This is a genomic window from Pantoea agglomerans, from assembly GCF_021397715.1.
GTDB classification, from domain to species: Bacteria; Pseudomonadota; Gammaproteobacteria; order Enterobacterales; family Enterobacteriaceae; genus Pantoea; species Pantoea astica.
Map to the genome: position 1 here is coordinate 4,146,692 of NZ_CP090207.1, position 21,606 is coordinate 4,168,297.

The 21,606-nt window shown below is 56.3% G+C and carries 12 protein-coding genes; 6 read left to right on the forward strand and 6 right to left on the reverse strand.

Going from position 1 to position 21,606, the window contains the following annotated elements:
* The first annotated feature begins 2 nt into the window (after window positions 1-2).
* Genes fdxH through LZU96_RS19620 form a run of 4 tightly spaced genes read left to right on the forward strand, consistent with a single transcriptional unit; the run spans window position 3 to window position 3,099 of the window.
* The gene (gene fdxH, locus LZU96_RS19605; RefSeq protein ID WP_233985713.1) at window positions 3-902 is read left to right on the forward strand and encodes a formate dehydrogenase subunit beta; all 900 of its coding nucleotides are present in this window, start codon (window positions 3-5) and stop codon (window positions 900-902) included.
* Complete coding sequence (fdoI, locus tag LZU96_RS19610) at window positions 902-1,543, forward strand: formate dehydrogenase cytochrome b556 subunit (protein ID WP_233985714.1); 642 nt, start codon at window positions 902-904, stop codon at window positions 1,541-1,543. The genes fdxH and fdoI overlap by 1 nt, the downstream gene beginning before the upstream one ends.
* Window positions 1,543-2,469, forward strand: a complete 927-nt coding sequence (gene fdhE / locus LZU96_RS19615; protein ID WP_233985715.1) for a formate dehydrogenase accessory protein FdhE — start codon at window positions 1,543-1,545, stop codon at window positions 2,467-2,469. Before fdoI ends, fdhE begins: the two co-directional genes overlap by 1 nt.
* An 18-nt stretch (window positions 2,470-2,487) precedes the next feature.
* The gene (locus LZU96_RS19620; RefSeq protein WP_233985716.1) at window positions 2,488-3,099 is read left to right on the forward strand and encodes a glutathione S-transferase; all 612 of its coding nucleotides are present in this window, start codon (window positions 2,488-2,490) and stop codon (window positions 3,097-3,099) included.
* Window positions 3,100-3,242: 143 nt separating this feature from the next.
* Here the strand turns inward: LZU96_RS19620 and LZU96_RS19625 are convergent, their stop codons facing one another.
* A complete protein-coding gene (locus LZU96_RS19625; RefSeq protein WP_233985717.1) occupies window positions 3,243-4,433 on the reverse strand; it encodes a glycosyltransferase family 9 protein in 1,191 nt (396 codons plus the stop codon).
* A 394-nt stretch (window positions 4,434-4,827) separates the two neighbouring features.
* A complete protein-coding gene (locus LZU96_RS23640) occupies window positions 4,828-4,968 on the reverse strand; it encodes a VENN motif pre-toxin domain-containing protein (protein WP_233985718.1) in 141 nt (46 codons plus the stop codon).
* Window positions 4,969-5,159: 191 nt separating this feature from the next.
* Between LZU96_RS23640 and LZU96_RS19635 the strand changes: the two genes are divergently transcribed.
* Together LZU96_RS19635 and LZU96_RS19640 are read left to right on the forward strand one after the other, a co-directional pair.
* Window positions 5,160-5,504, forward strand: coding sequence for a hypothetical protein (locus tag LZU96_RS19635; protein ID WP_233985719.1), 345 nt, complete (start codon window positions 5,160-5,162; stop codon window positions 5,502-5,504).
* 377 nt (window positions 5,505-5,881) lie between these two features.
* Window positions 5,882-6,112 (forward strand): SymE family type I addiction module toxin, encoded by a 231-nt coding sequence (locus LZU96_RS19640; protein WP_233985720.1) that lies wholly within the window; start codon window positions 5,882-5,884, stop codon window positions 6,110-6,112.
* Between the two features lie 102 nt (window positions 6,113-6,214).
* Here the strand turns inward: LZU96_RS19640 and LZU96_RS19645 are convergent, their stop codons facing one another.
* The 4 genes from LZU96_RS19645 to glyS all read right to left on the reverse strand — a co-directional run bounded on the left by LZU96_RS19645 (window position 6,215) and on the right by glyS (window position 21,602).
* On the reverse strand, window positions 6,215-6,676 hold the full coding sequence (locus LZU96_RS19645) for an immunity 42 family protein (RefSeq protein WP_233985721.1): 462 nt from the start codon (window positions 6,674-6,676) through the stop codon (window positions 6,215-6,217).
* The gene (locus LZU96_RS19650; RefSeq protein ID WP_233985722.1) at window positions 6,673-17,370 is read right to left on the reverse strand and encodes a hemagglutinin repeat-containing protein; all 10,698 of its coding nucleotides are present in this window, start codon (window positions 17,368-17,370) and stop codon (window positions 6,673-6,675) included. The genes LZU96_RS19645 and LZU96_RS19650 overlap by 4 nt, the downstream gene beginning before the upstream one ends.
* Before the next feature lie 68 nt (window positions 17,371-17,438).
* On the reverse strand, window positions 17,439-19,169 hold the full coding sequence (locus LZU96_RS19655) for a ShlB/FhaC/HecB family hemolysin secretion/activation protein (RefSeq protein WP_233985723.1): 1,731 nt from the start codon (window positions 19,167-19,169) through the stop codon (window positions 17,439-17,441).
* Window positions 19,170-19,532: 363 nt separating this feature from the next.
* A complete protein-coding gene (glyS, locus tag LZU96_RS19660) occupies window positions 19,533-21,602 on the reverse strand; it encodes a glycine--tRNA ligase subunit beta (RefSeq protein ID WP_233985724.1) in 2,070 nt (689 codons plus the stop codon).
* Window positions 21,603-21,606 lie beyond the last annotated feature (4 nt).

The window sequence follows — 21,606 nt, forward strand, 5'->3', positions numbered from 1 at the left end:
CAATGGCTTACCAGTCACAAGATATTATTCGTCGCTCAGCGACCAATGGATTTACCCCGCCGCCGCAGGCGCGCGATCATCAGCGCCAGGTCGCAAAATTAATCGACGTCACCACCTGCATCGGCTGTAAGGGCTGTCAGGTCGCCTGCTCCGAATGGAACGACATTCGCGATGAGGTCGGACATAACGTTGGGATCTATGACAACCCCACCGATTTAAGCGCCAAATCCTGGACGGTGATGCGCTTCTCCGAAGTGGAAGAGAACGGCAAGCTGGCGTGGCTGATCCGCAAAGATGGCTGTATGCACTGCGCCGATCCCGGCTGCCTGAAGGCCTGCCCTTCGGCGGGCGCGATCATTCAGTACGCCAACGGCATTGTCGATTTCCAGTCAGAACAGTGTATTGGCTGCGGCTACTGCATCGCCGGCTGCCCGTTCAACGTGCCACGGCTGAACAAAGAGGATAACCGCGCCTACAAATGCACCCTGTGTGTCGATCGCGTCAGCGTCGGCCAGGAACCGGCCTGTGTGAAAACCTGCCCGACCGGTGCCATTCATTTCGGCAGTAAAAGCGACATGCTGACGCTGGCCGCCGAGCGGGTTGCTGAACTGAAAGCACGCGGTTACGCCCAGGCGGGCGTCTACAACCCGGCAGGCGTGGGCGGAACACATGTGATGTATGTGCTGCATGACGCCAGTCAGCCGCAGCGTTATCACGGGTTACCTGCCGATCCGCATATCAGCCCAACCGTCACCTTCTGGAAAGGCATCTGGAAACCGCTGGCCGCCGTCGGCTTTGCCGCCACCTTCGCGGCTTCGCTGTTCCACTATGTCGGCGTGGGCCCGAATCGGGTCGAAGAGCATCACGATGACGACGACGATCGTCCGGAGGAGCGCAAATAATGAAACATTCCGATCGCCTGGTGCGTTACCGCGCTGTGGAACGCATTAATCACTGGATTGTCGCCTTATGCTTTGTCATGGCGGCACTGAGCGGGTTAGGTTTTTTCTTTCCCTCATTTAACTGGCTGATGCAGATATTTGGCACGCCACAGCTGGCGCGTATCCTGCATCCGTTTGTTGGCGTAGTGATGTTTGCCGCCTTTATGCTGATGTTTTTACGCTACTGGCGACATAATCTGATCAACCGCGATGACCTCTACTGGGCGAAAAATATCCACCGTATTGCCCTGAATGAAGAGGTCGGTGATACCGGTAAATATAACTTTGGTCAGAAGTGTGTGTTCTGGGCTGCTATCATCAGCTTAGTATTGCTGCTTGTCAGCGGCATTGTGATCTGGCGACCTTACTTCGCGGGCGCGTTCACTATTCCGCTGATCAGACTGGCGTTAGTGGTGCATTCGGTGTCGGCTACCGCACTGATCGTGGTCATCATGGTGCATGTCTATGCCGCGCTGTGGGTCAAAGGCACGCTGACGGCGATGATTGAGGGCTGGGTCAGTTCAGACTGGGCCAGACACCACCATCCACGCTGGTATCGTGAGCAGCGTAATCCGCCTATAAAACAGGAAAAACGCCCCTGATGAGCATTCGCATTATCCCGCAAGATCAGCTGGAGAAGAGCGAAAAAACAACGGCGGAGATGATTCCGCCGTTACTTTTTCCACGGCTGAAAAACCTGTATAGCCGTCGTGCTGCGCGACTGCGTGACCTGGCGGCTAAAAATCCTCTGGGCGACTACCTGCGTTTTGCTGCGGTGATCGCCGAAGCGCAGGAAATTGTGCTGTATGACCATCCGCTGCATATGGACCTGCGGGCGCGGCTGGAAGAGAGCGCCCGCGAGGGCAAGCCGCCACTGGATATCCACACGCTGCCACGCGACACGCACTGGCAGCGGTTACTGCACTCGCTGATTGCGGAACTAAAGCCTGAGATGAGCGGCCAGGCGCTGGCGGTGCTGGAGAATCTGGAGAAAGCCTCTGCCACGGAACTGGAAACGCTGGCCAGCGCCCTGTTTGCCGGCGAGTATGCCAGGGTGAGCAGCGACAAAGCGCCGTTTATCTGGGCCGCGCTGGCGCTGTACTGGGCGCAGATGGCCGCGATGATCCCAGGCAAAGCGCGTGCTGAGATGGGCGATCAGCGGCAGTTTTGTCCGGTGTGCGCCAGTATGCCGGTCGCCAGTGTGGTCCACATGGGCAACCACGACGGCGCGCGGTATCTGCACTGCAACCTGTGCGAAAGTGAGTGGTATGTGGTGCGCAGCAAATGCACCCAGTGTGAACAGACCCGCGACCTGCACTACTGGTCGCTTGACAGTGAACATGCGGCGGTGAAAGCGGAGAGTTGTGGCGACTGCGGCACCTATCTGAAGATACTCTATCAGGAAAAAAATCCGGCTATCGAACCGGTCGCCGACGATCTGGCGTCGCTGGTGCTGGATGCCCGGATGGAGCAGGAAGGCTTTGCCCGTAGCAGCCTCAACCCCTTTATGTTTCCTGGCGAATCGTAGCTAACCTGGAGGAACCCGATGAAACTGATTGGCAGCTATACCAGCCCGTTTGTGCGTAAGATTTCGATCATTATGCTGGAAAAAGGCATTATCTTTGAGTTCGTTAACGCATCGCCTTACAGCGATGACAGTCACGTTCCGCACTACAATCCGCTGGGAAAAGTTCCGGCGCTGGTGGCTGACGATCAACAAATCTGGTTCGATTCCAGCATCATCGCGGAGTTTCTCGAACTACGCAGCGATGCGCCCGCCCTGCTGCCTGCCGATCCCCATCAGTCACTGCAGATCCGTCAGCTGGAGAAGCTGGCAGATGGCGTCAGCGACGCCGCGCTGGTGATTGTGCGTGAGCAGATGCGGCCAGGCGATCAGCAGTCGGAAGAGGTGCTGCTGCGTAACCGCGAGAAGATCCAGCGCAGTCTCGATATGCTGGAGAAAATCGCCGCAGAGGGAAAATGGCTCAATAACGGCCAGCTCAATCTGGCTGATATCGCCACCGGCTGTATGATCGGCTACCTCAATTTTCGTCGCGTAGTGCCGAACTGGTGCGTGGAACGACCTGCGCTGGTAAAACTGGCCGAGACGCTATTCCAGCGCGAGAGCTTTGCACGGACAACGCCGCCTGCGGCGTGACGGATTGCTGAGCCAGACTTGCCGACGCGGTAAAATGGCGTTCGGCAAGGTATTCTGATGTCACTCTATTGCCGGATATAGACGGAATCCACCAGCACTAACAGCCGATATACCCGATGAATGACCAGAATAGTATGAAGAGACTACGTATTCTGGCTTTCAGCTATCCATCTTTGCGCCTCGTTATTCCCGAGCAGTTCTCTTCGGTTTATCTCCTGTAAGATCTTTTCAGGCACATGTTCTGCATCAGATATTATTGGATTAGGAACGATTATCTGGCTTGCATTTTCATAGCCGGGCGCCCATAAATTGTTATTATCTGATACCTGTTTATAAACAGAAATCAACCTCTTCTTCCATGCTGCGGAAATATGTACAACAGCAGTATCTGGCGATATAACTATATCAGCCTCATGAATCAGCGCCATCATATGGTGCAATGTACTAAAGGGATTGATAACTGCATTATCAGGGAGTGGGATCGTTAATTCTCGTCGGTGATCAAGTACAATGAACCTGATGCCAGATGAATTCTGGTTTATCCTATTAATGATATCTGACAACTGCTTTTGCGAGAAATTTCTCTCCGGACATCCGGCAAAAGCATTGACGATCACTTTCGTCGCATGCTTCATGTCTTTAAGAAAATGCTTTACTTCGCTGAGGACGATACCCGGAATAGGCAGGTGATAGGCAACTGGATCGATCGCATTGATATTTAAAAAATCAGTAATCAAACAAAAAGCGTTAGTGACATGCTTTTCCTCAACGTTAAATGCAATAGTGTGATTATAATGATTAATAAAATTCTTTTTATTTAAACCGATAGCAAACCTTGCATTAATCTGTCGTAAAAGCCTTATCCGGTGTACGGGCGTCTCGAATAAGCAGAGGTCAATAATCAGATCGTAATTATTCTCTTTGAGCACTTTAACCACTGATTTTGCAACGTTGTGATTAAATCCTTTCAGAAAGCACTCATTAGTGCTCTCTTCTGCTTCATAGACGTTTCGGATACAGGGATTATCTTTAATCACCATGCTGGTTGCTTTAGTCAGCAGTAAATCAACGCTGTAACCTGCCTCATAAAGACATTTTATAAGCGGTGTAGAAACCACTAAATCACCAATTTTCCCTTCATTTCGCAAAAGCAATATCGTTTTAACCGAGGTAAGATCAATGGCTTTTTTTTTGCGATTGTCCCATAGCATTTTAGCAATATATATCCTGGCGTTAATTTTCACCTGTTTGAGATAATAATTCTTTCTTCTGTTCCACTGTCTTAATCGGGTAATAAATAAATCCGGATATATAAAAAACAATCTTTTCTTCATGATGCCCTCCATTTTACGTGAATGTTATCCATTACTCATGAGCAGGAAGATAAAATACATAAAACAAATGGATAAAAACATCATGTAAAGCACAAACCATAAGGTTTACGTTTTTTATTGCCAATGGGTGTTTCATGATTGTTGTGCAATTTTTAAATATTTTTTGAATGGTCGGTAAATCGATACGATAAACCCCTGGCCTTTTATCCAGCCGGATTTGAGACGGGTTAGCATCATTTCCAATATTAGTGGTGCCCTGGATCAGCTATTCCTGGGTAATACGCAGCCGGTACAGGCATCAATCAGTTTCTAGTTTTTTTTGCTGATCTCGATGTACATTCTAAACACGCCCTGACAGCCACCACCCGATGCTTCAAATTCAGAGAGTTCTGTATCAAAGTCCTGGCTTCTGTGGTGTGCAAATTATTATTCTCAATTGCATTTTTAACCTCTGCGCACCCGCTAGAGCATTTGCCGTACAGTCCCCCACGACTCCGCCCGCACGACCCGCTGCTGACGTCCCCAGCGCAATCATTGTCTGACGCTGCTCTTAGTCCAGGTCCTCACGCTTAACGCCCGGCTACATCTGCTGTGCGAAGTACTCGCCCATTACTGCGCCCGAGGCGCCCGTCAGGGCTGAGTTGCCCGCCGCATACGAGGTCACCGCACCCAGCACCGCGTACGCCATCAGGTTCGCCTGGACATTGACCTTACCGTTCGCATCTGTTGTCAGCTCATGTATCTTTTCCGCCAGGTACGGCGCTGCCGCCCCTGCTGCTGTTTTTGCTGTCGGTGCTCTGCGTGTTCCGTGCCGACTGCAGCAGGATGTCCCGCTATGCATCAAGCCCCATGTCGCCGCTCTGCGCCGTACCGTTTTTGCCGGTTGCCGTGACGGTCAGGTTCCGGCCCGCAGTCAGCGTGCTGCCCTGCTACTGGAAGCTCGCGGTACGCGTCTCGCTTTTCGACGACTGGCTGCCGTACGAGGCGCTGATAACGTCACCCTCCCGCCCGATCACCGTCACGCTCTGCTGCCCGCTGAAGGTACTGCCAGTGCTGGCCTCACAATCCTAATCGTGCAGGCTGCGCATTTTATCAGCACTGAAGATCCTGTCATTACCCGTTAAGGTAAAGAGGCGATAAAGATTTTGCAGACAGATTAAAAGCTGGCTGATGTGGATTCAAAGCAGGAAAATCAGCCCTCTTACAGGTACATATAACATCAGGAAGAAGGGATACACACAAATCAGGCAAAAGGAGAAAAAAATCTGTTTTTCAGAGACGCCTCTCAATCTATTACCTGACTTCCAACGGGTTTATATAGAAGAAGGTGTATATTTGAACAGGAGAAAACAGAGAAGGGAGAACGTAACGAGAGATTTTTAGCGCGTCTGCTACGGGTTGCACCCCGTAACAGACGCTGACCACAACTAACTGATTGGGAGTTAATTATGGCTAACACGCATCATAAGTCAGGGACCCGTACGTCCACAACCGCCGCTGGTGAATCGCGGGCATATTATTACAGAGTGGGATACCGGCCTAATAAAGGCCAGCCGAACCCGCTGCCGCAGCTCACCATCAAGGGCCGCTGGCTGGAAGCGCTGGGATTTACGACCGGGCAGAAGAACGAGGTGATCCCGGCTGCGGGGCAGCTGATTATCCGGCTGGCTGAGGTTTAATCGGCAGATAAAAATATCCCGGCTCGATTGAAGTGCACCCCTACTCGTTGGATATCCAACGAGTAGGGGGGTGCACTTCAGATTGGCTGAGCTCCCAACTGATTACACTGAGCTTTTTTGTAACTGACTCACTATTTTACTTATTGTATTTTCTGGCAATGTTTTTTCATTTATATGCTTACCATCATCTGTACTCCAGAGCAGACGATCTCCTGTACTTGTTTTGAGGAGGTACAGGTAACAAGCATTATCTTCCATAGCAGTACATGTCATATCGAATAATCCATCAATCAGTTCAGTACCATCGCCGGTAAAATAGCTTTCTGCATTCCTATATAAACTATCAGCATCGATACTCAAATCATTTATACAAAGCTCATCCAATGGTGCATTACAATAAAAACTAAACGTAGTTTTTAACTCTACAGGCTCGATAGCATGAAACAGCCTTTCACCATCTATATATAGTGAAAAAACCCCATTTCTCCACGTATCTCCAGGGATATTCCAGGCTTCAACTACATCAAATTGAAGCGCAAAACTAAATGGATCACCATAGATCATTTTATTTTCACTCCAAGCTGTTTCTGTACATCACTGGGTATCTGTTTCCCAGTTAATGGATTTTTTTCATCACCAGAACTCCCATTCCAATGATATTCACCATTTGTACCTTCAAAACGGTGAACATTACCTTTACTATCAACAGAAAACCTGACTTCCTTATTTGGATATTTTTTTGAGCTTGAAACAGAAGACTCAAATAATTTCAAAGAATCTTGAGGTTCAATTCCTGCATTAGGTCTATTACCTAATTGTCCAGCAGTATGCTTGGGATTTGATTTATAAACCAAGCCATTCGAAGCTACTGTCGCCTTCGGAGTCGGTAATGCACTGCCTTTCCCAGCCTTATTCATCCCGCCCAGTGCACTTAGCGCCACGCCCGCAATAATATCCGCCTGAGCCTGATCAAGGCCATATTTCGCCATGATCTGCTCTGACACGTTATTGCTGGCAACGATCCCGTCTGCGTCCATCTGGTGCGCCCAGGTTGCTGTCAGATCGTAGACCATCTTGATCGGGATATCTTCGCCCATTGCCCGATCTATTGCCTGTTTCACCGCCATGCTGTCGGCCAGCACATCGCCGTATTTCTGCTGGCAGGTCGCCGGGCTGGTTACGCAGTCGCTTATAAGCTGATTCTGCTGTGCGGTACTCAGTTCTTCGTACTTAGTAATAATACCGCTACAGTCACCGCCGCCAGCCTGACACTGCTTCATTTCAGCAGACCAAGTATCTATCTGCTTGCTGCTTAGATGATTATTCTCAACAGCATTTTTTCCCGCCTGAGCCCCCGCCACCGCATCCGCCGTGCTGTCACCAACCACGCCGCCCGCCAGACCCGCCGCCAGCGTACCCAGCGCACTTATCGTCTGCCGCTGCTCCTCAGACAGGTCACTGCGCTTAACCCCCGGATACAGCTGCTGCGCGATATACTCACCCATTGCCGCGCCCGAGGCGCCCGCCAGCGCCGAGTTGCCCGCCGCATACGAGGTTACCGCACCCAGCACCGCGTGCGCCATCAGGTTCGCTTCGGTATTAACCTTGCCGTTCGCGTCCGTGGTCAGCTCGTGTATCTTTTCCGCCAGGTACGGTGCCGACGCGCCGCTTATCGCCTGCGCCACGTTCCCGCCCGACAGGCCCTGCACCGCCGCCGTCACCGCGCTGATGGCCCGCTGCACCTTACCGCCGGTACCGAATCCGCTGTCGGCGAACGCCTGATTGTAGAAGTTGCTGTAAACCTGTTTACTGACGTCGTCTGCGCTGTACTGCTTCGTCGGATCCTTGGCTTTAAGCTCAGCCAGCGCCCTGTCGCGGTCGGTCTGCGTGACGCCGGACATCTTATCGTTCGCCTTCCGGGTTGCGATGATCTCACCCTGCGTCCGCGCAATATCGCCCGCCTGGCTGCCGATTTCCCCTATCAGCTGAGCCGCCTTCAGCCGGTTCTGCTCCTTCTCCTTGTCGAAGATGGTCTCAAGACCCGGATTCGCATTTTCCACGTCGCGGCTTAAATCTGCAACGTCCTGCGCCTGTTTTTCCTTATCGCGGATAACGATGGTGCCTTCGCTCACCGCCGACTTCGTAGTGGAGTCCGCGCTGCCGCTGTCGTTCAGTCCCGCCAGCATCCCGTTCGCCATGTTGCCGGCGAACTGACCGCCCACGCTGCCGCCGGTGCTGATGCCCGCGCTCTGGTGCTCCACCTTATAGTCCGCGTGGTTCTCAATATCGCCGAAGCCCAGCGTGCCGGTGTCCAGCCGGTTTTTATCCGCCGTCGCCGTACTCGCGATGACCGCCCCGTCGAGCTGGGTGTGCTCACCCACGGTCACGTCAAAGCCGCCCTTCCCGGCGAAGATGCCGGTCTGCTCCGCCACGCTCTGCCAGGTGCTGTGCATCTTATCCCGGCTCACGTTCGCCGACCCGGTCATTGAGCCGAAGGTGACGCTGCCGCCCGCGCTGGTGCTCTGCTGTCTGCTGTCGTAGCGGTCGCTGTCCTGCTCCGAGGCCAGCGTCAGGTTGCGGCCCGCGTCCACCTTCACGCTCTCACCGCTGGCCTGCGCGCCCCTGAGCGTGGTGTCGCGCCCGCTGGTCAGGCTGAGCCGGTTGCCCGCGTCCAGCGTGGTCTCGCTGTGCGTCAGCCCGTTGCCTTTTTCACTGCCCTTCGCCGCGTTGACGCTCGCCGACACGCTGATGCCGTAGCCGCCCGACCCCGCGCCGATACCGACGCCGGCGCTGCCGCCTTTGCTGCTGTTTTTGCTGTCGGTGCTCTGCGTGTTCTGCCCCGACTGCAGCAGGATGTCCCGCGACGCATCAAGCCCCAGGTCGCCGCCCGCCTTCAGCTGGCTGCCGGTGATGCTGATGTCGCCGCTCTGCGCCGTATCGTTTTTGCCGGTTGCCGTGACGGTCAGGTTCCGGCCCGCCGTCAGCGTGCTGCCCTGCGACTGGCTGCTCTCGGTACGCGTCTCGCTTTTCGACGACTGGCTGCCGTACGAGGCGCTGACGCCGATGGTGTTGCTCCCGCCTTCTCCGCCGTTCTGCAGCCCGTCCATCTGAGCCGCCTGTGCCGCCTGCACCCCATTCAGCGCCGCCTGGGTGTTCTGCAGCGCGCTGACCCGACCGTCGCCCGACTTCCTGGCCTGCTGCGCGCTGCTCACCGCCGTGTTGAGCGCGCTGCCCGCCGTGCCTGACAGGGCGATGCTCAGACCGCTCTGTTTCTGCTCGAAGGTTTCCTTACGGCTGCGTGAATCAACGCCCGGGTCGACAGTTACGCTGTCGCCCGTCAGGTTCAGGTCCTGACCCGCCACCAGGTCTGCGCCGCCGACGTGCAGCCGGTTGCCCGCCGTGATGTTCACGCTGCCCTGGCTGCTGCCGACGGTGCTGACGCTCTGGCTCTGGGTCGTGCCCTTCTCATCGATTTCATGGCGGGTGGACTGCTTGCCGATAGTGAAGCCGATGCCGCCGCTGCCCAGCAGCCCGCTCTTTTTCTTTTCTTTCAGCTGGTAGTGGCTGTCGGTCTCGGTTGCCGCGCCGATCTCCACGTCGCGCCCGGCCCGCAGACTGACGTCCCGATCGGCAGCCACCGCCGATCCGGTCACCGTCAGGTCGCGTCCGGCGATGACCGTGACGCTTTCGCCGCTCAGCAGGCTGCCGTTCTCACGGGTGGTAACGTCCCGCGTCACGCTGTGACCGCTGCTTTTTTTCAACAGACTTTTATTCTCTGAGCGCTCTTCGCTGTAAAACGACTCACGTTCGGTGGCGCTGTTCAGCACCACGTCCCGCTTCGCCTGCAGCCCGACAGCGCCCTGTTCGCTGTGAAGCGTACTGCCAGTGACGGTAACGTCGTTCTCCCGCCCGATCACCGTCACGCCCTGCTGCCCGCTGAAGGTGCTGCCGGTGCTGCTCTCACGTGTGCTTTCCTCCTCGCGGTGGCTGCGGGTATTGCCTTCGCGCTTGTTCTCGCTGTCCTGAGCTAACAGGCTGGCGCGCGCATCTTTAATGGTGACGTTCTGCGCGCTGACGCCAATGCGGCCCCCGGTACTGTCGACCTGCGCGCCTTCGGCCAGCAGGTTATTACCCGCCACCAGCGTCACACCCTGAGCGCCGCTCAGGGTGCTGAGCAACAGACGATCTTCCTGGCGACTGTTGCTGACCGACGAGGTGCGGCTGTCAGCCTCAAGATGGGTGGTATTGGTGGTGGTTTCAGCCCTGATAGTGATATCGCCCGCTGCCTGCACATCGAGCTGGCCGCCAGCATTGGCCTGACTGCCGGTGAGTGTGACGTCCCGCCCGGCTGAGAGAAGGAGATTGCCTCCGGCGTTGAGTTCACTGCCGAGCGCCTGCTGCCATTCACCACTAACATGCGCCAGCCGTGAACCAGCCTCTTCCATGCCGTCGCGGGTACGGTTCCCCATCGAGCCCGATATGAAAGCAAGATCCGCGGTATGGCTGCTTTTCGCAGCGGTAATGGTCAGGTCGTTGCTTGCCAGCAAGCTGAGATTATCGGTGGCATCCAGCTTCGCTCCAGCGAGCGTTATATCAGTACCGCTGAGACGAATATCATCGGCGCTCATCGTCGCCTGACGCAGCGCATCCTGCAAATTAGTGCTGATTGTCAGTTGGTCGGCCCGCACATTAATGCTGCCCGCCTTGATATCGCCGCTTTGATGCAGAAACTCTCCGGCATCGATGGACAGCGCCTTGTCAGCAAACAGGTTAGCGGCATTGGTCACGCTGTCGGCCGAGAGTTGCAGGTTGCCTCCACCAATCACTGCCCCATCCCCGGTTAACCGCAGCGTGGTCTGTGCCAGATAAACTTTCGGCACCCACACTGTCTGAGGGCCGTCTGCCGTATCAACAGTTTCGCTGACCAGCCAGACGATATCCTGTTGCAGCGCCGCGATTTGTGGCGGCGTCAACGCCACGCCCGGCACCAGATGGAAATCCTGCGCCACTTTAGAGCCGTTGTTCATCAACTCCTGATACTGCGCCATCGCATCCCAGCCGTTAACGGAAGGCCTGCCGGTCAGTTTCAGCACCTGCTCGCGCACCAGTCGCTGCTCGTAGAAACCGTCACCCAGGCGTTTATGCACCAGTGACGGATCGTAACCCACCTGTTCGAGCAGATAGTCGCTGCTGATAAATTTGCTCTGGCTGGTAAAGCGCTCGTCAGTCACCACCAGATACGGGCTGCCCGCCGCGGTATGCTGACTGAACAGGCCGTTATTGGGGAGGGTTGTGGCGACTCTTTCCAGTTGTTGCAGCGCCGTCAGGGCCAGCTCTGCCGGTAACAGCGGTCGTCCTGGCTGAGATGGGGAGCTGAGGCCGGACTGCGTAAGCTGGCCGCCCGCTGCAAGTTCTGTGTCGCCGTCATGACGGGCAATGCCGTCTACGGCAAAGGCCAGCGGATTTCGTTCATACTCCGCACGCTCAGCGTCCACTGCCTGCAGCGCCGCTTCAAGCTGGCTGATCTGCGCCTGATTAACCGTGGTGTTGGTGATGCTGAATCCGTTTATCGTGACGTTTCCGTTGCCGGTAATGATGCCGTCAACGGTTGCCAGGGCGGTGGTCTCATCGGAATTGAAGGTCGGATACCAGTGATGGGTATCCTTGTCATAGTGATCGACAATCACTTCCTGCCGTCGCTCATTGACCGAATAGCCCCGGTTATCTACGCTTCCCCCACCTTCATGTGTCAGGTTGCCATTGGCGGTAATAACGCTGGCGTCATTGAGCAACTTATCCGTGATGCGCAGGATCATGTTGCCACCCGCCAGAATACGGGCTCCGATGCCTTCGCTTACCAGTTGGTCGCGTGTAACCGTGCCAGTAGCAGTACGCTCACGCAGATTATTGTAATCGGAGACAAACGGCGCACTATCGATGTCGATGTGACGTTCCGGGTCCCACTGTTCAATTTGCCCAATGTTATGTTCGCGCCAGAAGGTATTGTGATAAGGCGTCGGGGCACCCTTCTGGCGGTATCCACGGGTCTCATAAAAAGTCATGGCATAGCTGCCGTCGGCGTTGGGTTTAAGCGCCAGATAATTTATCCACAGCTCAGTCAGTTGACCTTGATTGTTTTTGACACGCACCTGAGCGCGTTTGCCCGCCGCGTCAATCGCCAGCAGCGTGCCGTAAGGATTACTCTGCGCCGCTGCCTCATCCTGGAAAGTCAGTTGCTGTGTGGTCGACGCCATGGTGCTGAGATCGGTGCTCACTGCTGAGCCGTAAGATCGCCAGTAGTAGTTATATCGATGCCACTTGTAGTCGCTGGTCTCAGCCTCACGCTCTATCACCAGCCCTTCGCGCAGGTTATCGAGCCGCCGCGCCTCAATCGTTGCATCACCGTCCGTTTCGATAAAACTTGCCCGATTCTCAATCAGGTCATCACTGTGAAGGTGCATCCGGTCGCCGCTATAGAGCAGAGCGCCGTCCCGGTTGGTCAGGCGCTCACCGGTCTGCAGCGTCAGACTTTCAGTCGCCGCGATGACTGCAGGCTGTCCATGGTTGTCAATCACCCGGCCACGCACGGTGACCTCATCGCCCATCACGGTGGCGCTGTTATCCAGCGAGTCGACATTCAGCGTCAGGGCATCAGCTTCAAGACGCCCGCTGTTCAGCAGCGCACCGGTAGTGAGCTGAACTGTTTTGCCCACCAGCATCGCAGGATTGGTTATGGCCGAGGCATTCAGCACCAGATTACCCGGCAGCAGCCAGTCAACCAGGTTAGTCAGTGCCCCGCTTAGAGAGAAGGTTACCGTCCCGTTACTGCTGATAGTTTCGCCCGCGTTGTGGGTATAGTCCTGTTGCGCGGTCAGCGTCAGCGCCTGCAAGCCCAGCAGCGTGCCGTCCTGATTATTGAAAGAGTGTGCATGGATGCTCAATACGCCAGCACTCTCCAGCCTTCCGCTCTGATTGAGCAGCACCAGCGGTGAATCAGTCGGTGAGAGATCACCGTTGATGGTGAGGTCGCCATTCGCCAGCACACGTCCCTGCCGGTTGTCCAGTTGTGCAACACCGCGCAACATGAGCGTACCAGCGCTTTGCAGCCGTCCGGCGCTGTTATCGATATCACGGACAGAAATGTCGGTGTAGGTGGTGCCGAGTAACAGGCCACCGTCGCGGTTGATAAAGCGATCGGCCTGCAGTGAGAGTCCCGCCTGGCTGCTGATCATGCCCTGTGAACGGTTATCGATCGCCGTGGCGTTCAGCACTAAATCCTGAGTGGCGACCATCTGTCCGCTCTGGTTGTTCAGCTGCGTGGCATTCAAAGTCAGCACCGCCCCGCTGTGAACTTTGCCCTGCTGATTATTGAGCGTGTCGACATGATAGAAGCCCGCGCCCTGGCTGATCAGCGTGCCGCTGGCATTCTCCAGCAGCCCGGTAGTCAGGTTTATCGTCTCAAGACTGCTGAACACGCCCTGACGGTTATCGATCGTCGCGGCATTGATTTGCTGTCCGCCGTTGCTGCGTACCGCACCGCCACTGTTATCAATCTGACCAGACAGCTGCAGGGTAAGCTGTTGCTGACTGTCGATGTTGCCGCCTGCGTTGTTCAGTACCTGCGCATCCAGCTGAAATACTTCGCCGCTCTGCACTTTACCGGCCCGGTTATCCAGATCACCGGCCAGGTTCAGCCGTGACTGCCGCTGACTATAGAGCAGACCGCCCTGGGTGTTATCAAGACGCGCAGCGGTGATAGTCAGCGCCTCACCAGACAGCCACTGGCCGCCCGTATTGTTTATGTTACCGGCGCGACTACCGTCGGTCTGACCTTGCACCGTCAGTTGCTGCTGGGCAGAAATCTTACCGGCAAGGTTGTTGATGTCCTGAGCAACACGTAACACCATACCAGCAGCCGATTGCAGCACGCCGCTGGCGTTACTGAGCCAGTTCGCCGTGAGTTCCGCCTGCTGCTGACTTTGCACACTGCCCGCCGTGTTATCGAAACCGGCACTGGTGGCAGTCCAGCTCGCCTGGCTGCCCATCCAGCCCTGGGCATTGCCCATCTCCTGCGCCTGGAGGGTCTGGTTTAACCGGCTGAAAATTCGGCCATTGCTGTTATCCAGACGGCCGGAGAACTGCATATCCAGCGTGTCCAGCGCATTGATCGCGCCCTGAGCATTCAACAGATTCGCGGCGCTGGCCTGCGTGCGGCCATTGCCGGTAAGGCTGCCGCCCTGATTGTCCCAATCGCCCGTCAGATTGAGCGTAAGTGCCTGCTGGCTAAAAATCAGTCCTGACTGGCGATTGGTCAGCGATCCACCCTGCAGGAGAAGATCGCCACCGCTTTGCAACGATCCGCCATCGTTATTAAACAGCGTCGCTGCGGTGCCACGGATCGCGAGCGCGTTTTGCGCCGTGAGTTTGCCACCCTGGTTGAGAATAGTGCCGTGGCTGGTAAGGGCGAGATCACCGCCAGATTGCAACCGGCCGCTGCCGTTATTGAGCTGGTCTGCCGTCGCCGTAACCCGCTCACCGCCCTGCGCCATACCGTCACGGTTCTGCCAGAGTCCGCCGCTGTTGAGGGAGAGATGATGGCCCGCTTCGATCCAGCCGCCGCTGTTATCCAGGCCCTGTGGCGTCGCCAGGCTCAGATCATGCAGCGCAATCAGTTTGCCCCGGGCATTATCGATCTGGCTGGTGTTAAGCAGCAGTGATTTACCGCTGATTTCACCTGAACGGTTGCTCAGCTGGCCCGAGGTATTCAGCGTCAGCTGCTGGCCGCTGAGGATCTTACCTGCCTCATTCTGCATCTCACGCGCCGCCAGTGTGGTCAGATCGTTACTCTGAAGCGTTCCACCACGGTTATTGAGTTCGCCATCGGTACGGATAGTCAGTGCGTCACCCGCACCCAGTAGCCCCTGTGTGTTGTCAATCCCCTGACCGGCAATGAGATCCAGCGTCTTCTGGCCAATCACTTTGCCCTGAGTATTATCGAAGCTGCTGCTGTTCACCTTCAGCGCGGTGCCGCTGATTTCACCTGTGCGGTTGCTGATCTGATCGTGCACGGAGAGGCTTAATTGCTGGCTGGAGAGCAGTTTGCCGTCGTCGTTATTGAGGCTGCTGGCTTGCGCGCTGAGCTGCGTTTCGCTTTGCGCCGTGCCGCCACGGTTGTTCCATTCACCGGTGTGAATATCCAGCGCCCCGCGCGCTACGATCTGGCCAGCCTGATTGTCCAGTCCACTTACTGTCAGGCCGAGGTCGCGCTGGCTGACGATCTCGCCCTGCGCATTATTCAGATGCTGCACATTCAGCAACAGCTGACCGCCGTTCAGGGTGCCAGACTGATTATTCAGGTCAGCACCCGCGCTGAGCGTCAGCGCATCACCGGCCAGCAGTTTACCCTGACTGTTGTTAACAGCCGCGCTGGCATTCATAGTCAGTGCCGCCTGGGTTTTGACGGTACCACCCTGGTTAGTCAGGCTGCCTGTTTCAAGCACCAGATCGCCGTTGTTACCCAGCTCACCCGCGGTATTGTCGAGCAGACCGTCAATCCGCCAGGTTTGCGCCACGTTGTCGAGTGCGACCATGCGCCCACGCTGGTTATTCAGGGAGGCGGCCCGGAAGCTGAGCTGCCGGCTCTCAATCGTTCCGTCGCTGTTATCCAGCCCACCACTCAGTGTGAAGCGGCTTTCGCCACTTCCGGTCTGTGACCATCCGGCCTGCTGGCTGAACAGGCTGCGTCCATCGATCTGCCAGCGCCCGGCGCTAATCTGCGCCTGCTGCGCCTCAATATCACCTGCCGTGTTAATCACCAGCTCATCACCATTGATCACCGCCTGACGCACGGCAACACCCCCTTCCTGAGCCGTCAGCGTTGCGCGGCTGGCCGCGATCTGAGCGCCACTGAGATCGACCCGGCGTCCGCGCACGCTGACCTCTTTTTTGCTCAGCAGGCTACCGCTTGCGCGAATGACATCCTGGCTCTCAAGCTGCAGATTAGCTTCCTGCACAACCTGGCTGCTGGCATCGCTGCCTGCCAGCAGGTGTCCGCTGCTCTGTATGCCGCGGGCCGCGGTCAGCCGCACATCACCTGCCGCCGCCAGGGTGCCGGACTGAGTGATTCCGCCTTCGCGGCTCCGGACCGTCAGCTGACCACCACTGTGGAGTTTGCCCTGATAGTCAATATCCTCTCTGGCCGCCAGGCTGATGTCGCCTCCAGCCTGCGTCACGCCATCCTGTGCCGCCGATTGCCAGACGAGCTTACCTTCGCTGCTCACCACCAGCGTTTTGCCCGCCTGAACCTGGGCATTCTGATTACGTACGCCAACGCCCGCTTCGGTGCCAATCATGCGGATCTGGCCGCTGTACATGCCGCCCATCTGCCCCATGTCGATCGCCAGTTCAGGTCTGGCGCTGCCGTCGTCAGCCAGCGGTGTGACCGTCTGTGCGTCTGCGCTTACGCGGTTGCGACCGGCCACCACCGCCAGCTCTTTTTTGGCCCAGACGCCCGCATTGATCTCCACCGCGCGGGCCAGTACATCAACGTACTCAGTATCATGACGGGGATCGCCGTTGAGTCCGCCGCCTTCAATGCGCACCACGCCACGTTCGACCTGATAACCCGCCAGGCTGCCGTCAGCATTGAGTTGTGGCTTGCCAGTGGTCAGCGTCATGCGGCCGGCGTTGATGGTGCCGCATCCGTTACAGACGATCCCGGCCGGGTTGGCAACGATCACCTGCGCCCGTCCGCCCGCCACTTCCATATAACCACGTAGCTGGCTGGGATTATTGCTGTTTACTTCGTTGATGATCACCCGCGCCGCTGGGGCGTTTGGGTTGAGAACCGGGTTGCCCTGAATCATTCCGGCCAGTTGTGTTGAGGTCATCACTGCGGAGTTATTCAGGATGGCGCCATTCTGCGCGACGTCGAATTGCTGATACTGGTTATGCGAGATACCCGCCTGATTGGGGGCCGTGATATTGACCTGTGGCAACCCGTTCTGGGTAGCGATGATATCCGGCCGCTGTCCTGGCGTAGCATTACTATCCGCTACAATGCCGTTCGCCATTGCTGGCCCGGCAAACAGGGCCAGTCCAAGCAGCCACGTCGCACGGCGTAGAGTGACCCAGAGGCGCGCCGAACCGTTGCCACAACTCTGGCCCGGTTCAGTGCTGCAACTGCGGGCCAGTTCCGATACCACACGGAGTTCCCCATGGGTACGGCTGAAGATAATACGATAGCAATGTTTATTCATGGGTCACATCCGTGAGAAAAAGCGGTCCATTCAAATCGTTAGCGAAGCGGGAAAGCGGGCTTTGCCGATCAGATTTCCAGATTAATGCTAAAACCTGCCGTTACGCCTGAAGTATGAAAGCCTGCAGGCTTATAGAGCGGCATACCAGCAAACAGGTCATAGCTGAACCGTTGCCATAGTGCGCCACGCACGCCAAGTGCGCTGCCAGCCAGTTGATGTCCAACCAGGTAGTGCGTGCCGGGTCCGCTTACCCGGCCATAATCGGCAGCCAGATAGAGCTCATGTCCGCGCGAGAAAAGATTCCAGCCGATTTCATTACGCCACAGCAGTCCTTTTTCCCCCGACAGCATCTGTTCACCATCGAAGCCGCGTACCGTATAGCGGCCAGCAATCGCCATTCGCTCCTGCGGCGTCAGGGCATTCGGACTCCATTGTCCCCGCACGCTGCTGTAAACCCGCCAGGGCTGCTCGCCCACGGCGAAAGGCTGATTAATGCTGAGGTCGCCCAGCAATATGCCGGTACGTGCGCTGCCCTGATGTCGCGACTCTTCCGGCGCAGGAAGCGCATTAAACGCACCGGTACCGCGCCGCCAGGCAATATTAGCGTCCAGCGTGCTGCTGCCCAGGTAGCTATGCTGATTCAGGCCCAGCTCCCAGCGCGCGGTGCGCCGCTTTTGCTGCTCAATATCGATATCGTTGACGGCGTTGGTGGCGTGCTTTCGATAGCCGCGCAGGTTAAGCGTGGTTTTGTGCGACCGATCGCGGTAGAGCAACCGGGAGACCGTGAGCTGGACATTGTCGCTCTTGCCGCTGTAGCGCAGCACCTCGTTGGCATTGGGGATGTTCTGGTGATAGGTGTAGTCGTTGTAGTTGGCGGAAACGGCCCAGTATCCTATCGGGAAAAAGTAATTCAGGGTGTGCGAGCGGTTGCCGAAAGGCCCATGCTCAAACAAATTTTTGCCGATGTTGGCGTAGAACAGATCGTTCTGCGCAAAAGGCGCATCCACTGCGAGGGTGGCGGAACCGAGATAGCGCCCGGTAGTTCTGGAGCCGCTGTCATCCAGTCCCAGACTGAGCCGCACCGGGCGGCCTTCCTGCCAGTTGACCTGCAGATCGCTGGTGGCTTCCTTGTCGCCAGGCACGATTTTAATGTCGGCACTGGCACTCGGCACCCGCTTAAAGTTCTCCAGACCCTGCTCAATATCCCGCAGATTCAAAATATCGCCCGATGATGCCGGAATCGCATTCCACAACCGTCCGCGCCAGGACACCGGTTCATCAAAGCGGATCTTGCTGATACGGCCCGGCTGTAACGTCAGCGTTAACACACCTTTGGTCAGATCCTGCTCCTGCGCCATCACGCGAGTGGTGACATAGCCTTTGGCGAGAATCGCATTCTGCACTTTGTTGATGGCGAGGACGATCCCCTGGCTGCCCAGGCAGCGGCCGGTGGCGTCTGCGGCGGCATTGAGCGCCCACTGAAACTGGCTGGCTGCCTCGCCAGTCAGTACAAGGCGATCAACGATAAAACAAGGATGCTCACTGGCAGGATAATCGGGCAGCAATCTGTCGGGCCGGGGAAGATGCTCATTAGCCTGCGGCGCATTCTGCTGTTGCAGCGCACGTTCACGCGCCTGCTGACGCAACTGCTCGCGAGCATCAATCGCCTGACTTTCCTGTTGGCGGGTGTCTGCTGGCGTGGCCGCCAGCAGGGGTAAAACGCAGCTAAACAGCGATCCCGCCAGCACGACGAATAAACGCGTTAGCGATAACCTGAGGAATAAAAAAATTCGTTTCATGAAAATCCATTTCATTAATTTTAACCGGCTGTAATTACTGGCGAATTATCTACCTGAAAATCAGAAAAACAATAGAATATCTTTTTTTCAGGCGGTTTCTTAACAAGAGGATTACCGAAATATATTACGTGTAATGCGGCCATTTAATTTTTGTAATAATCTGATATGGATGGGCCGTTTAATTTAAATTTATGTTGGCAAAGGGGCGTTATAACGATTATTTATTGCTTTATGAGAATTGAGGTTATTTAAAGGTTGAAAACAGTTGCCGTCAGATAACAGGCAGAAAAGGCTTTAGAGGCGGGAAAACTTAATAAAAAAAGGGACGATAGCTCGTCCCTTTTCCATACTGCACTGAAAGGTTTACTGCAGCAGCGAGATATCCGCCACCTGCAGGAACAGTTCACGCAGTTTCGCCAGCAGCGTCAGGCGATTAACCCGCACCGCCGGATCATCCGCGTTGACCATCACCTTATCGAAGAAGTTATCTACGGCTTCACGCAGCTGCGCCAGTTCAATCAGCGCATCCTGATAACGGCCTTCGGCGAAGTAAGGCTGCAGCTTGCTGCTCAGCGCGGTGACAAAGGTCGCCAGCTGAATCTCTTCATTCTCTTTCAGCAGCGACGCCTGCACGCTGTCACTCAGCGTTTCGGTCGATTTTGCCAGAATGTTAGAGACGCGCTTGTTGGCGGCGGCCAGCGCAGCGGCGGCATCCAGCGTACGGAAATGCGACACCGCTTTCATGCGGGCATCGAAGTCTGCCGGACGGGTCGGACGACGCGCCAGTACCGCCTGCAGCGTATCAATGCTGTGACCTTCTTCCTGATACCAGGCGCGGAAGCGGCCCAGCATAAAGTCGATCACATCATCCACCACGCGAGCGTTGCTCAGCTTGCTGCCATACAGACGCACCGCTTCTTCGGTGAGGGTTTGCAGGTCGAGCGGCAGGTTCTTCTCAACAATAATACGCAGCACGCCCAGCGCCGCACGACGCAGTGCGAACGGATCTTTGTCGCCTTTTGGATGCTGACCAATGCCGAAAATACCGGCCAGCGTATCCATTTTATCGGCAATCGCCAGCGCACAGGCGACCGGGCTGGAAGGCAGCGCATCACCGGCAAAGCGTGGCTGATACTGCTCATTCAGCGCCACCGCCACATCTTCGGCTTCGCCGTCGTGGCGCGCGTAGTGCATCCCCATCACGCCCTGAGTGTCGGTGAATTCGAAGACCATGTTGGTCATCAGGTCACACTTCGACAGCAGGCCGGCGCGGGTGGCGTGATTCACATCGGCACCAATTTCACCGGCAATCCAGCCCGCCAGCGCCTGAATGCGATCGGTTTTATCACGCAGCGTGCCCAGCTCTTTCTGGAACAGCACCGTTTCCAGCCGTGGCAGATGATCTTCCAGACGCTTTTTGCGGTCGGTATTGAAGAAGAACTCCGCATCGGCCAGACGCGGACGCACCACTTTCTCGTTACCCCAGATAATCTGGCGCGGATCGCTGGATTCGATATTGGTGACAAAAATGAAGTTCGGCAGCAGGTTGCCGTCATTGTCATACACCGGGAAATATTTCTGATCGCCTTTCATGGTGTAGACCAGCGCTTCAGCCGGCACCTTGAGGAATTTCTCTTCAAAGGTGGCGGTCAGGACGACTGGCCACTCCACCAGCGACGTGACCTCTTCCAGCAGGCTGTCGCTGAGATCGGCATTACCGCCCAGACGGCGCGCGGCCGCTTCGGCATCAGCCTTGATCATCGCTTTACGGGTCTGGTAGTCGGCGATCACTTTACCGCGTTTCTCCAGCACATCCGGATACTGATCGGCATTATCAAGGGTGATGTCCTGTTCGCCCATGAAGCGGTGACCACGAATAGTCCGCGCCGAGTCGATGCCCAGAATGGTGGCCGGGATCAGCTCTTCGCCGAGCAGCAGGGTCACGGTGTGAACCGGACGGACAAACTGCACATCGCTGTCGCCCCAGCGCATCAGTTTTGGCACCGGCAGTTTGCTCAGCGCGGTAGCGATCATCGCTGGCAGCAGGGTTTGCGCAGCTTCGCCCTTAACCTGGGCGCGATAAACCAGCCATTCGCCTTTATCGGTGCTCAGACGTTCAGCCTGATCAACGGTGATACCGTTACCGCGTGCCCAGCCTTCTGCGGCTTTGGTGGCGTTACCGTCGGCGTCAAACGCCGCGCTGACCGCCGGACCGCGTTTTTCCACTTCCCGATCGGGCTGGGAAGCGCTGAGGTTAGCGACTTTCAGCGCCAGACGGCGCGGCGCGGCAAACCAGGTCACCTCACCGTGGTTCAGGTTAGCGGCATCAAGTTCCGCAGTAACCTGCGCAGCAAAGGCTTCAGCCAGGCTGCGCAGGGCTTTTGGTGGCAGCTCTTCGGTGCCGATCTCCACCAGGAAAGTTTTGTCAGTCATGGCT